The following is a 12,942-nucleotide window of genomic DNA, read 5'->3' as shown; positions in this document are numbered from 1 at the left end:
GCGCCCCCGATACCGGCCGGGCACGCCGGCCCTCCGCCCCCGCCGGACGAGCCGCCGGCGCGGCCCACCACGCCGCCGCCCCCGCCGCCGGGGATGCCGCCCGTGCCGCTGACCGCCCCGGCCCCGCACGTGGGCCCGCCCCCGACGGCACCCCCGCCGATACCGCAGCCGCCGCGCGCACCGAAGCCCGCCCCGGAGCCCTCGCCCGCGCCCCGGCCGCCGACTCGGACCCCGGAGCAGCCGCCCGCCCCCCAGCCGTCGGCGGCCCCACCGCCGCGTGCTCCTGAGCCGCCTCGGCACACGCCTGACCCGCCGCCGCAGCGATCCGCCGTGCCGCCGTACGCCGGGGAGCGTCCTGCCGCGCAGCCGCCGTACGCACCGCCGCGGCAGCAGGCCGCCGCGCCTCCGCCGTACGCGGCGCAGTGGTCCGCGGCGCCTCCCGGGTCCGGGTACGGGTCCGGGTCCGGGTACGCGTATCCGCACGACCCCTTCGCGGTGTCCTCGCCGTACACGTCCGTGCCGCTCGCCCCGCAGCCTCCGGTGCGGGCGCCGCGTGGCGCCGGGACGCGGGCGGCGGTCGCGCTGTGCGTGGTCCTCGGCCTCGGGCTGATCGGCGGGGCGATCGCGGGCGCGGTGATCAACCACGGGCCGCGCGTCGCGCAGCCGCCCGCGGCCGGGAGCGTGGAGGCGTTCGCGGCGGTCCGGCAGGTGTGGCACAGCACGCCCGTCGACACGCTCTTCCCGCGCACCGAGACCGCGAAGGGCGGCGGCCCCGGTGGCGCCGACCGCACCTGGACGCGGATCGGCGTGGCGGCGCCCGGCGGCTGCACCGGCGCCTTCGACCCGCTGCTGCAGCGGGTGCTGGCACCTGCCGGGTGCCTGAAGCTGCTGCGGGCGACGTACGTGGACAGCACGTCCACGACCGTCACCACGGTGGGCGTGCTCGTCGGCACCGCGGAGTCCCCGGTGATGCGGACGCTCAACGCGCGCTGGACCGCGCAGCGGCTCGGCGAGCGGGCCGACCTGATGCCGCGCCCGGTGGCGTTCCCCGGCACGCCCGCTTCCTCCTTCGGGCCCAGGCAGCGCGGGAGCTGGGACGTGCAGGTCGCCGCCGACCTGCCCTTCGTCGTCTACGCGGTGAGCGGCTTCGCCGACGGCCGCACGCTGACCGCACAGCCCGCCGACAAGGCCGACGCCGACGGCGCCACCACCGTCCCGGCCCAGGCCGGTCTCGGCTATGACGCGACCGGCCTCGCCTCCGCCGTCGACGACCGGCTGCACACCGCGGCGAGCACGCTGCTCAGCCCGGACGGCGGCCGCCCCAGTACGGAGAAGTCCCGATGAGTACCACGCCCGCGCCCGGGGCCCGCGACCGCCGCCCCGGCCGTACCGCGGTCCGCCGCCTGCTGACCGCCCTCGGCGCGGGCGCCGCCGTCGTGGCGCTGTCCACCCCGCCGGCCGCGGCCGACGCCGTACGCAACGCCGACTGGGCGCTCGACGCCCTGCACGCGCAACAGGCGTGGCAGACGACCAAGGGCGCGGGCGTCACCGTCGCGGTGCTGGACACCGGCGTCGACGGCACCCACCCCGACCTCACCGGCCAGGTGCTGCCGGGCAAGGACATGGTCGGCTTCGGCGCGAAGCGCGGCGACGGGGTGTGGGCGAAGCACGGCACCGGGATGGCGGCCATCATCGCCGGTCACGGGCACGGCCCCGGCCACGGCTCCGGGGTGCTCGGTATCGCGCCGCAGGCCCGCATCCTGCCGGTGCGGGTGATCCTGGAGGACAAGGACCCGCAGCGCGCGAAGGCCCGCACCAGCCGCGGCGACGCCCTGCCGCTGGGCATCCGCTGGGCCGTCGACCACGGCGCCGACGTCATCAACCTCTCGCTCGGCGACGACAGCGCGACCGCCTCGCCGGTCGCCGCGGAGGACGACGCCATCAAGTACGCGCTCAGCAAGGGCGTCGTGGTGGTGGCCTCGGCGGGCAACGGCGGCGAGGAGGCCGACCGGTCGTCGTACCCGGCCGCGTATCCCGGCGTCATCGCGGTGGCCGCGGTCGACAAGTACGGAACGCACGCGGGCTTCTCCACCAGCCGGTGGTACGAGTCGGTGTCCGCGCCCGGCGTGGACGTCGTGATCGCCGACCCCGACCGCACGTACTACGAGGGCTGGGGCACCAGCGCGGCCTCGGCCTACGTCTCGGGCGCCGCCGCGCTGCTGCGCTCGGCGGACCCCAAGCTGAGTCCGGCCCAGATCAAGCAGGTGCTGGAGAGCACCACCCGGCACAAGCCCGCGGGCGGCCGCTCCGACGAACTCGGCACCGGGCTCATCGACCCGGCCGCGGCGCTGGCGGCCGCGGCCAAGATGAAGCCCGGGCCGCTGGTTCCCACCGCGGTCCGGTATCCGCACGCCTACTTCGGCTCGGGTCCGGCCCCCGCCGCCCACCCCGCCGACCACGACCAGATCCTCGGCGACGGTCTCGCCACCGCCTTCGCCGCCACCGGCGCCGCCCTGATCGCCGCCGCCGCCCTCCTCTGGTTCCGCCCCCGCCGCCACCCCGCCTGACGGCGGAAGAAGCCGAGCCCCGTAGGGGCGCGGGGACGCGGGCTGCGCTTGCGGGGGACCAGGCACCGGTCGTGCCCCGTAGGGGCGCGGGGAACTGCGCGGCCCGCCCCCACCGGGCCGGTGGTCGGGAGACAACGCGTCTGCCCCATTGGGGCCGGTGGTGACCTGCAGGCCCGCGACGGCTGGTCGCGCAGTTCCCCGCGCCCCTTCGGGGCACAGGGCCTCCGCAAGCGCAGCGTTCGGTGCCTGGCCCAACGCAAGTGCGGGGTGGGGTGGCGGATAGGGTGCGAGCGTGGCGGCCAAGAACATTCCCGATCCCGGTTTCTCCGACGACGACGGCTCCGCGGACGCGGCACTCGCGGACGCGCTGGCCGGATACGCGAAGGATCGCGGGACGGAGGAGTCGGTGATCGCGGCGCTGCACGGTGCCCGGTTGCTGGTGCCGGTGGTGGCGGTGCTCGGGGAGGCCGAGACCGGGCCCGACGGGCTGCGGCGCGAGAAGAGCAGCGACATGGCGGTGCCGACCATCCAGGCGCCCGACGGCCGGCGGGCGCTGCCCGCCTTCACCTCCACCGAGACGCTGGCCCGATGGCGTCCCGACGCGCGGCCGGTGGCCGTACCGCTGCGGCAGGCACTGCAGGCGCTGGCCCACGAGCAGGCCGACACGCTGCTGATCGATCTCGCCGGGCCGGTGACGTACGAACTCACCGGCCCCGCGCTGCGCGCCGCCTCGCTCGGGCCCGGCCGGGCCGACCCGCTGGAGGACCCGGCCGTGCGCGAGGCACTGCGCGTGGCGGTCGCCGCCGAGCAGGGAGTGGTGCGCGCGTACCTGACGCCGGGCGCGGACAGCGACGGCACGCTGGGGCTGGTCCTGGCGCCGGACGCGGACGTCCAGGAGACCGGCGGCAGGATCGCCGCCGCGCTGGCGGCCGACGAGGTGCTGCGCGCCGCGCTGGTACGGGGCCTCGACCTCGCGCTGCTGCCACCGGACCTCACCGTCCCCGGCACCCCGCTCTTCTCGCGCTGAGGCCGCACAGGCCGCCGAGGGGCGCGGCCCGGCGAGGCGGCCGAGCCGCCCGCGTGCCGCACATCCGGGCGATTCACCCCCACATACGGGGGCTTCGCCCCCAAGATCACAATGGCGAATGCGGGCCGCGCCCGTCACGAGGAGGTCCCATGGACAAGCCCACCGTCACCTGCGAATTCCTCGGCACGCTCCTGCTGGTCTTCTTCGCGGTGGGAGCCGCCGTGCTGTCAGGCGAGTACATCGGCACGCTGGGCATCGCCCTGGCGTTCGGCTTCGTGCTGCTCGCGCTCTGCTACGCGATCGGGCCGCTGTCGGGCTCGCACGTCAACCCGGCCGTGACGCTCGGCATGCTGGTAGCCCGGCGGATCGGCTTCCGTACCGCGGTCGAGTACTGGATCGCGCAGTTCCTCGGCGGCATCGCGGGCGCCGCGCTGCTCTTCCTGGTCGCCAAGCAGGTGCCCGGGCTCAAGACGCGCGGCGCGTTCGGCACCAACGGCTACGGGTACCGCTCGGCGGTCGGCATCAACGTCCCCGGCGCCTTCGTCGCCGAGGTGGTGCTGACCTTCCTGCTGGTCTTCGTCTGGCTGGCGGTCACCCACCGGGTCGCCGTGGTGGGCTTCGGCGGCATCCCGATCGGCATGGCGCTGGTCGTGGTGCACCTCGTCGGCATCCCGCTGACCGGCACCTCGGTGAACCCCGCGCGCAGCTTCGGCCCGGCGGTCTTCGCGGGCGGCGCCGCGCTCTCCCAGGTGTGGATGTTCATCGTGGCGCCGCTGGTCGGCGGCGCGATGGCCGCGCTGGTGCACCGGGTGACGCACCCGGCGATCGCCGCGGTCAAGGAGGCGCGTACGGCCGCCGTGGAGGCCGAGCAGGCCGCTGCCGAGGGCGGCGCCTGACTCCAGGGGTCCCTCCGGCGGCCCGACCGCTAGCCGTAGACCGGACCGGTGAACTTCTCCCCGGGGCCCTGGCCCGGCTCGTCCGGCACCAGGGACGCCTCGCGGAAGGCGAGCTGCAGAGACTTCAGGCCGTCCCGCAGCGGGGCGGCGTGGAAGGAGCTGATCTCGGTGGCGCTCGCGGTCACCAGACCGGCCAGCGCCTGGATCAGCTTGCGCGCCTCGTCGAGGTCCTTGTGGTGCGCGCCCTCCTCGGCCAGCCCCAGGTTCACCGCGGCGGAGCTCATCAGGTGGACGGCGACCGTGGTGATCACCTCGACCGCGGGCACGTCCGCGATGTCGCGGGTCAGCGCGTCGAAGTCCGGCGCCCCGCCGGCGCCCTGGGCGGGCTCGGCGGGCAGGTCGGACGGGGTGGCCGGGGGAGTGGTCGGGTCGCTCATGCCGCATACGATATGCCCCGTCCGGCCGATTACGGGCTTCGGGCAGGCGCTGGTATGCTGAGTGAACGACCGGTCGGACATCAGTGTGTCCGGCCATCAAGTGGAGGCTCCGATCTCCCACCTGGTCGGCCCCTCGGGCCGACGGGTCCCCGGTCAGACGGTCTCCGTCGGCAGGTGCCGACAGACTCCGTCCGATGCGCCCCGCGGGAATAACGCGGCGGTGCTCCCCGGTTGTGAGGAGCCCCGCCTGTGTCCCGTACGGGGCGTTTTTTGCGCCTTGGTCACGGGGTCGGACGAATACAGACTCATGCGCGGCTGTCGGCCAGTCAGTCGCGTGGTGCAACCGAGGAGGCCCCATCAGCGCCGAGCCCCGCATCAACGACCGGATTCGCGTTCCCGAGGTGCGACTTGTCGGTCCCAGTGGCGAGCAGGTAGGCATCGTGCCGCTTGCCAAGGCACTGGAACTCGCGCAGGAGTACGACCTCGACCTGGTCGAGGTCGCGGCGAACGCCCGTCCGCCCGTGTGCAAGCTCATGGACTACGGGAAGTTCAAGTACGAGTCGGCCATGAAGGCCCGTGAGGCGCGCAAGAACCAGGCGCACACGGTCATCAAGGAGATGAAGCTCCGGCCGAAGATCGACCCGCACGACTACGACACCAAAAAGGGTCACGTCGTCCGGTTCCTCAAGCAGGGTGACAAGGTCAAGATCACGATCATGTTCCGTGGTCGCGAGCAGTCCCGGCCGGAGCTCGGCTACCGGCTGCTGCAGCGGCTCGCGGAGGACGTCCAGGACCTCGGGTTCATCGAGTCGAACCCGAAGCAGGACGGCCGCAACATGATCATGGTCCTCGGTCCGCACAAGAAGAAGACCGAGGCCATGGCGGAGGCCCGCGAGGCGCAGGCAGCCCGTAAGGCGGGTCGCCTCGGCGACAGCGCCGACGAGGCACCGGCCGACGAGGCCCCGGCCGAGGCCGACGCCGAGCAGCAGGTCGACGCACAGGCCGACGCCGGCTGAGACGAAGAACAACCCGGGGCCACCGCCCCGGGCCGGTAATGCAGGACTGACGCTCTCCGTATGCCTCCGGGCGGACGGGAGGGCCAGCGACGAGGAGACTACGGCGCCATGCCGAAGAACAAGACGCACAGCGGCGCGAGCAAGCGCTTCAAGATCAGCGGCTCCGGCAAGGTGCTGCGCGAGCGCGCCGGTATCCGTCACTACCTGGAGCACAAGCCGAGCTCGAAGACGCGTTCCCTGAGCGGAACCGTTGAGGTCGCCAAGTCCGACGCCAAGAAGATCAAGAAGCTTCTCGGCAAGTGACGTCCGCGCCCCCTCGGGGGCGCATCGTCCCGGACCGGGACCCCCATCGTTTCCGGATCGCGTGAGTTCCCCCGCGGTCCCCTAGAAGGAGTTATCAAGTGGCACGCGTCAAGCGGGCAGTCAACGCCCAGAAGAAGCGCCGGGCAATCCTGGAGCAGGCCAGCGGCTACCGCGGCCAGCGTTCGCGCCTGTACCGCAAGGCCAAGGAGCAGGTCACCCACTCCCTGGTCTACAACTACAACGACCGCAAGAAGCGCAAGGGCGACTTCCGTCAGCTCTGGATCCAGCGGATCAACGCCGCTGCCCGCGCCAACGGCATCACCTACAACCGCTTCATCCAGGGTCTGAAGGCCGCCAACGTCGAGGTCGACCGCAAGATCCTCGCCGAGCTGGCCGTCAACGACGCGAACGCCTTCGCGGCGCTCGTCGAGGTCGCCCAGAAGGCGCTGCCCTCCGACGTGAACGCCCCCAAGGCGGCGTGACGCGGTTCGCCGCGCGTGCGGCGACAGGCAAGTACGGTTCCGGGCCCGCGGGTGGTATGCCCCTGCGGGCCCGTGGCCTGTCCTGACGGAAGCGAGTAACCCCCCCATGGCCACCCCCGAGTTGACCTCGCTGCGCTCCACGCGCGTGACCGCCGCCCACCGGCTGGCCAAGCGCAGCTTCCGCGGCAAGGAGCGCCGCTTCCTCGTCGAGGGCCCGCAGGCCGTCCGGGAGGCCGTGCCGCACCTGATCGAGGTGTACGCCACCGCTGAGGCGGCCGAGCGGCACGCCGACATCGTGGCGGCCGCCCGCGCCGCCGGGGCGCCGGTGCTGACCGCGACACCCGAGGTGATGGCGGAGATCTCCGACACCGTCACCCCGCAGGGCCTGGTCGGCGTCTGCCACTTCCTCGACTCGCCCTTCGAGGAGATCCTCCGGGCCCGGCCCAAGCTGGTCGCGGTCCTCGCCCATGTCCGCGACCCGGGCAACGCCGGTACGGTGCTGCGCTGCGCCGACGCCGCGGGCGCCGACGCGGTGGTGCTCACCGACGCCTCCGTGGACCCGTACAACCCCAAGGCGGTACGCGCCTCCGCCGGCAGCCTCTTCCATCTGCCGGTCGCGATGGGGGTGCCGGTGGAGAAGGCCGTCGCGGGGCTGCGCGCCGCGGGTGTGCGGGTGGTCGCCGCCGACGGCGCCGGGACCCGCGACCTGGACGCGGAACTCGACGAGGGCACCATGAGCGGCCCCACCGCCTGGGTCTTCGGCAACGAGGCGTGGGGCCTGCCGGAGGAGACCCGGGCGCTCGCCGACGAGGTGGTCAGGGTCCCGATCCACGGTCGCGCCGAGAGCCTCAACCTGGCGACCGCCGCCGCGGTGTGCCTGTACGCCTCCGCCCGCGCCCAGCGCGCCCCCGGCGGCTGCCGGCTCTAACGCCCGCGCGGCTTCCGCTCCGGCACGTGCACGCATCGGACGCCGCGCCCCAACCGGCCTAGATCGGGCGGACCGGCCCTAGTAGGGTGGCGGCCCGGGGCCCGGAGAGGGGGGGCGGGGTTATGGACGTGAGGGTGTCCGAGAACGGCACGCGCGCGGTGGGGCGCGCGGTACCGGCCGGATCCGCCGGGGATGCCTCCGGTGATGCCACCGGGCTGGGCATCGACCCCGACGACCTCCCCGACGGCCTGGTGGTCGCCGACGGCACCGGGCAGGTGATCTGCTTCAACGCCGCCGCCGCCCGGATCACCGCACTGCACCCGCGCGACGTCCTCGGCCGCAAGGTCGACCACGCGCTGCCGCTGGAGGACCTGGAGGGCCGCCGCTGGTGGCAGCTCACCGACCCGTACGGCGGCCTCGCCATCCGCGCGGGCCAGCCGGAGCGCAATCTGCTGCTGCCCGGCGGACGCGAGGTCCTGGTGGCCGCCCGCTATGTGCGCGAACACCCCACCGGCCCGATCCGGCGGCTGGTGGTCACCCTGCGTGGCACCGAGGCCCGGCGCCGTACCGAACGCAGCCACGCGGAGCTGATCGCCACCGTCGCCCACGAGCTGCGCTCGCCGCTCACCTCAGTGAAGGGCTTCACCGCCACTCTGCTGGCCAAATGGGAGCGCTTCACCGACGACCAGAAGAAGCTGATGCTGGAGACCGTCGACGCGGACGCCAACCGGGTCACCCGGCTGATCGCCGAGCTGCTCGACATCTCCCGCATCGACTCCGGCCGCCTGGAGGTGCGCCGCCAGCCCGTCGACATCGGGGCCGCCGTGCAGCGGCACGTGGACGCCCACGTCGCCGCCGGTCAGCGGGCCGACCGCTTCACCGTGCAGGTCGGCCGGCCGCTGCCCGCGCTGTGGGCCGACCCCGACAAGGTCGACCAGATCCTCGGCAACCTGCTGGAAAACGCGGTGCGGCACGGCGAGGGGACTGTCACCATCGAGGTGGCACCCGCCCCGGCCACCGGTGGCGACCGTACGACGGAAGGCACGGCAGTCACCGTGAGCGACGAAGGCCCCGGCATCCCCGAGGAGTCGATGGGCCGCGTCTTCACCCGCTTCTGGCGGGGCAGCAAGCGCGGCGGCACCGGCCTGGGCCTGTACATCGTCAAGGGCATCGTCGAGGCGCACGGCGGCACCATCTCCGTCGGCCGCGCCCCCGGCGGCGGCGCCCAGTTCCGATTTATCCTGCCCGTCGGGGCACCCGCCTTCATGGCCTGACCGGCCACGCGGGACGAGCCGTCCCCGCGGCAGCCGCCGCGCGGGACCCCCGACGGGCGCGCGCAGCCCGACCTCGCGGCGCCGGTAGAATCGGGCTTTGGCATGTGTCCGGTCGGGCAGGGCCGCGCCTCCCCCCGGAGTCTCCCCCAGGGTCTGCCACCGGGGAGGACCCACCATCCAATGCGGAACGGGAAATGATGTCGGCACCGAATAAGTCGTACGACCCTGTGGAGGTCGAGGCGTTGAAGCCGGAGGAGATCGAGCGGATGCGCGACGACGCGCTCGCCGCGATCGCCGCCGCCGCCGACCTCGACGGACTCGCCCATGTGAAGACCGCGCACACCGGCGGCACCTCGCCGCTGGCCCTCGCCAACCGCGAGATCGGCGCGCTGCCCCCGCAGGCCAAGGCGGAGGCGGGCAAGCGGGTCGGCCAGGCCCGCGGCGCGGTCAACAAGGCGCTCGCCGCCCGGCAGACCGAGCTGGAGGCGGAGCGGGACGCCCGCGTGCTGGTCGAGGAGGCGGTGGACGTCACCCTGCCCTACGACCGCGTACCGGCCGGCGCCCGCCACCCGCTGACCACCCTGTCGGACCGGATCGAGGACATCTTCGTGGCCATGGGCTACGAGGTCGCCGAGGGCCCCGAGGTCGAGGCCGACTGGTTCAACTTCGACGCGCTGAACTTCCCGCCGGACCACCCGGCGCGCGAGACCCAGGACACCTTCTTCGTGCAGGGCCCCGACGGCCAGGCCGAGTCGGGCGTCGTGCTGCGCACCCACACCTCCCCGGTGCAGGTCCGCTCCATGCTGGACCGCGAGCCGCCGGTCTATGTGATCTGCCCCGGCCGGGTGTACCGCTCCGACGAGCTGGACGCCACCCACACCCCGGTGTTCATGCAGGTCGAGCTGCTGGCCGTGGACGAGGGCCTGACCATGGCCGACCTCAAGGGCACCCTGGACCACATGGTGGTCTCGCTGTTCGGCGAGGGCATGACCACCCGGCTGCGCCCCAACCACTTCCCGTTCACCGAGCCGTCCGCCGAGATGGACATGCTCTGCTACGTGTGCCGCGGCGACTCCGTGGGGAATCCGGACCGCCCCTGCCGTACCTGCTCCTCCGAGGGCTGGATCGAGCTGGGCGGCTGCGGCATGGTCAACCCGAAGGTGCTCACCGCCTGCGGCGTGGACCCCGAGAAGTACAGCGGTTTCGCGTTCGGCTTCGGCATCGAGCGGATGCTGATGTTCCGCCACAGCGTCGAGGACATGCGAGACATCGTCGAGGGTGACGTGCGCTTCACCCTTCCGTTCGGGATGGAGATCTGATGCGGGTCCCGCTTTCTTGGCTGCGGGAGTACGTCGACCTGCCCGCCGGTGAGACCGGTCGCGACGTCCAGGCCAAGCTCATTTCCGCCGGCCTCGAGGTCGAGACCGTCGAGCAGCTCGGCGCCGGGCTCAAGGGCCCGCTGGTCGTCGGCCAGGTGCGCACCATCGAGGAGCTGACCGAGTTCAAGAAGCCGATCCGCTTCTGCACGGTCGACGTCGGCGACGCCAACGGCACCGGTGAACCGCAGGAGATCGTCTGCGGCGCCCGGAACTTCGCCGTCGGCGACAAGGTCGTGGTGATCCTCCCCGGCGGTGTGCTGCCCGGCGACTTCCAGATCTCCGCGCGCAAGACGTACGGCCGCAACTCGCACGGCATGATCTGCTCCGCCCGCGAGCTGGGCATGGGCGACGACCACGACGGCATCATCGTGCTCCCGCCGGAGATGGAGCCGGGCACCGACGCGATCGGGCTGCTCGAACTCGTCGACGAGGTGCTGGACATCGCGGTCACGCCCGACCGCGGCTACTGCCTGTCGCTGCGCGGCGTCGCCCGCGAGACCGCCATCGCGTACGGCGTCTCGCTGCGCGACCCCGCGCTGATCGACGTGCCCGCGCCGAACGCGCTCGGCTACCCGGTCAAGGTCGCCGACCCGGTCGGCTGCGACCGCTTCACCGCCCGTACGGTCACCGGTCTCGACCCCGAGGCCCGGTCGCCGATCTGGCTGGAGCGGCGGCTGCAGAAGGTCGGCATGCGCCCGGTCTCGCTCGCCGTGGACATCGCCAACTACGTGATGTTCGAGCTGGGCCAGCCGCTGCACACCTACGACAGGACCCGTGTCCAGGGGCCGATCGGCGTCCGGCGCGCGCAGCAGGGCGAGAAGCTCACCACCCTCGACGGCGCCGTGCGCACGCTCGACGCCGAGGACCTGGTCATCACCGACGACACCGGGGTGATCGGCCTGGCCGGTGTCATGGGCGGCGCCGACACGGAGATCGCCGACCCGGTCACCGACCCGGCGACCGGCGTGGTGACCGGCACCACCGAGATCGTCATCGAGGCCGCGCACTTCGCGCCGGTCCCGATCGCCCGCACCGCGCGCCGCCACAAGCTGGCCTCCGAGGCGTCCCGCCGCTTCGAGCGGGGCAGCGACCCGCAGGCCACCTCGGCCGCGGCGCAGCGCACCGTGGACCTGCTGGTGCTGCTCGCCGGCGGCACCGCGGAGACCGGCGTCACCGAGGTCGTCGCGCCCACGGCGCCGCGTACCGTCACCATGCCCGCCGACCACCCGGACCGCGTCGCGGGCACCGAGTACGGCCGCGAGACGGTGGTACGCCGGCTGCAGGAGATCGGCTGCGACGTCGAGGGTTCCGACGTACTGGTCGTCACCGTGCCGAGCTGGCGCCCCGACCTGGCGTACCCCAACGACCTCGCCGAGGAGGTCATCCGGCTGGAGGGCTACGAGAACCTGCCCTCGACGCTGCCGAAGCTGCCGTCCGGCCGCGGTCTGACCGAGTCGCAGCTCCTGCGCCGCCAGGTCGGCCGGGCGCTGGCGGGCGCCGGTTACGTGGAGGCGCCCAGCTACCCCTTCGTCGGCGACGAGGTCTTCGACCAGCTCGGGCTCGACGCGGACGACGCCAGGCGCCGTACCGTACGGCTGGCCAACCCGCTGTCCGACGCCGAGCCGGGCCTGCGCACCACCCTGCTGCCCGGTCTGCTGGCCACCCTGCGGCGCAACATCGGCCGCGGCGCGCACGACCTGGCGCTCTTCGAGACCGGCCTGGTCTTCCTGCCGACCGGCGCCGAGACGGTGCCGCCGCGGCTGCCGGTCGACCGGCGCCCGACGGACGAGGAGATCACCGAGCTGCTGGCCGCGCTGCCCGAGCAGCCGCGCCGGGTCGGCGTGGTGCTCGCCGGAGCCCGTGAGCAGTCCGGCTGGTGGGGCAAGGGGTACCCGGCGACCTGGGCCGACGCGGTCGAGGCGGCGCGTACGGTCGCCCGTGAGGCCGGGGTCGAGCTGGTGGTCCGCCAGGACCAGCACGCCCCCTTCCACCCGGGCCGCTGCGCCGCGCTGCTGACCGTGGCGGAGGGCGCCGAGACGTTGGTCGGCCACGCCGGAGAGCTGCACCCGCGGGTCACCAAGGCGCTCGGCCTGCCCGAGCGGACCTGCGCGATGGAGCTCGACCTCGACCGGGTCGAGCGCGCGGCGGGCGACCGGGTGACCGGCCCCCGGGTGTCCACCTTCCCGGTGGCCACCCAGGACGTCGCGCTCGTGGTCGACACCGCGGTCCCGGCCGCCGACGTCGAGCGGGCGCTGCGCGACGGGGCGGGCGAACTGCTGGAGGACCTGCGGCTGTTCGACATCTTCACCGGCGAGCAGATCGGCGAGGGCCGCAAGTCCCTGGCCTACGCGCTGCGCTTCCGTGCCGTCGACCGCACGCTGACGGCCGAGGAGACCACCGCGGCCCGTGACGCCGCGGTGGCCGCCGCCACCGAGCGCACCGGCGCCACCCTCCGCGGCGCCTGACGCCGCACGGCACCGCGCACACCCCGGAAGGGGCCGCCCCGGAACACCGGAGCGGCCCCTTCCGCACGTCCGCGCGCGTGTTCGGCGGTTTCGTCGCTCTTTCGAGTGATTACCCCGGCGGGCAGGTCATCGGGCGGCCGGATGTGGCCAGAATCGGTCGGGACGCGA

General features: G+C 73.8%; 12 protein-coding genes. 11 read left to right on the top strand and 1 reads right to left on the bottom strand.

The window, feature by feature from the left end; translation table 11 throughout:
* The first annotated feature begins 330 nt into the window (after positions 1-330).
* The 4 genes from AB0M29_RS17310 to AB0M29_RS17295 all read left to right on the top strand — a co-directional run bounded on the left by AB0M29_RS17310 (position 331) and on the right by AB0M29_RS17295 (position 4,490).
* Positions 331-1,344 (top strand): hypothetical protein, encoded by a 1,014-nt coding sequence (locus tag AB0M29_RS17310; protein WP_365383330.1) that lies wholly within the window; start codon positions 331-333, stop codon positions 1,342-1,344.
* On the top strand, positions 1,341-2,567 hold the full coding sequence (gene mycP, locus AB0M29_RS17305; protein ID WP_365383328.1) for a type VII secretion-associated serine protease mycosin: 1,227 nt from the start codon (positions 1,341-1,343) through the stop codon (positions 2,565-2,567). Before AB0M29_RS17310 ends, mycP begins: the two co-directional genes overlap by 4 nt.
* Positions 2,568-2,859: 292 nt before the next feature.
* Positions 2,860-3,594 (top strand): SseB family protein, encoded by a 735-nt coding sequence (locus AB0M29_RS17300; protein ID WP_365383326.1) that lies wholly within the window; start codon positions 2,860-2,862, stop codon positions 3,592-3,594.
* A gap of 149 nt (positions 3,595-3,743) precedes the next feature.
* Entirely contained in the window at positions 3,744-4,490 is a 747-nt protein-coding gene (locus AB0M29_RS17295) for an aquaporin (protein WP_365383324.1), read from the top strand.
* A 29-nt stretch (positions 4,491-4,519) separates the two neighbouring features.
* Here the strand turns inward: AB0M29_RS17295 and AB0M29_RS17290 are convergent, their stop codons facing one another.
* Positions 4,520-4,927 carry a DUF1844 domain-containing protein gene (locus AB0M29_RS17290; protein ID WP_365383322.1) on the bottom strand — a complete coding sequence of 136 codons (408 nt, stop codon included), beginning with the start codon at positions 4,925-4,927 and terminating at the stop codon, positions 4,520-4,522.
* A gap of 356 nt (positions 4,928-5,283) precedes the next feature.
* Between AB0M29_RS17290 and infC the strand changes: the two genes are divergently transcribed.
* The 7 genes from infC (at position 5,284) to pheT (ending at position 12,774) form a co-directional block, all read left to right on the top strand.
* A complete protein-coding gene (gene infC, locus AB0M29_RS17285) occupies positions 5,284-5,943 on the top strand; it encodes a translation initiation factor IF-3 (RefSeq protein ID WP_365383388.1) in 660 nt (219 codons plus the stop codon).
* A 108-nt stretch (positions 5,944-6,051) separates the two neighbouring features.
* Positions 6,052-6,246, top strand: a complete 195-nt coding sequence (gene rpmI / locus AB0M29_RS17280; RefSeq protein WP_093712998.1) for a 50S ribosomal protein L35 — start codon at positions 6,052-6,054, stop codon at positions 6,244-6,246.
* 98 nt (positions 6,247-6,344) lie between these two features.
* Positions 6,345-6,728, top strand: a complete 384-nt coding sequence (gene rplT, locus AB0M29_RS17275; protein WP_018564305.1) for a 50S ribosomal protein L20 — start codon at positions 6,345-6,347, stop codon at positions 6,726-6,728.
* Between the two features lie 106 nt (positions 6,729-6,834).
* Positions 6,835-7,656: an RNA methyltransferase gene (locus AB0M29_RS17270; protein WP_365383319.1), complete on the top strand. Its 822-nt coding sequence runs from the start codon at positions 6,835-6,837 to the stop codon at positions 7,654-7,656.
* Between the two features lie 122 nt (positions 7,657-7,778).
* Positions 7,779-8,930 (top strand): ATP-binding protein, encoded by a 1,152-nt coding sequence (locus tag AB0M29_RS17265; protein ID WP_365383317.1) that lies wholly within the window; start codon positions 7,779-7,781, stop codon positions 8,928-8,930.
* Positions 8,931-9,127: 197 nt separating this feature from the next.
* Positions 9,128-10,249, top strand: coding sequence for a phenylalanine--tRNA ligase subunit alpha (pheS, locus tag AB0M29_RS17260; RefSeq protein WP_365383315.1), 1,122 nt, complete (start codon positions 9,128-9,130; stop codon positions 10,247-10,249).
* Positions 10,249-12,774 carry a phenylalanine--tRNA ligase subunit beta gene (pheT, locus tag AB0M29_RS17255; RefSeq protein WP_365383313.1) on the top strand — a complete coding sequence of 842 codons (2,526 nt, stop codon included), beginning with the start codon at positions 10,249-10,251 and terminating at the stop codon, positions 12,772-12,774. Before pheS ends, pheT begins: the two co-directional genes overlap by 1 nt.
* Positions 12,775-12,942: the final 168 nt, after the last annotated feature.

This window comes from Streptomyces sp. NPDC051976 (genome assembly GCF_040680795.1).
Taxonomy (GTDB): Bacteria; Actinomycetota; Actinomycetes; order Streptomycetales; family Streptomycetaceae; genus Actinacidiphila.
This window is presented reverse-complemented; position numbering and strand designations above follow the sequence as displayed.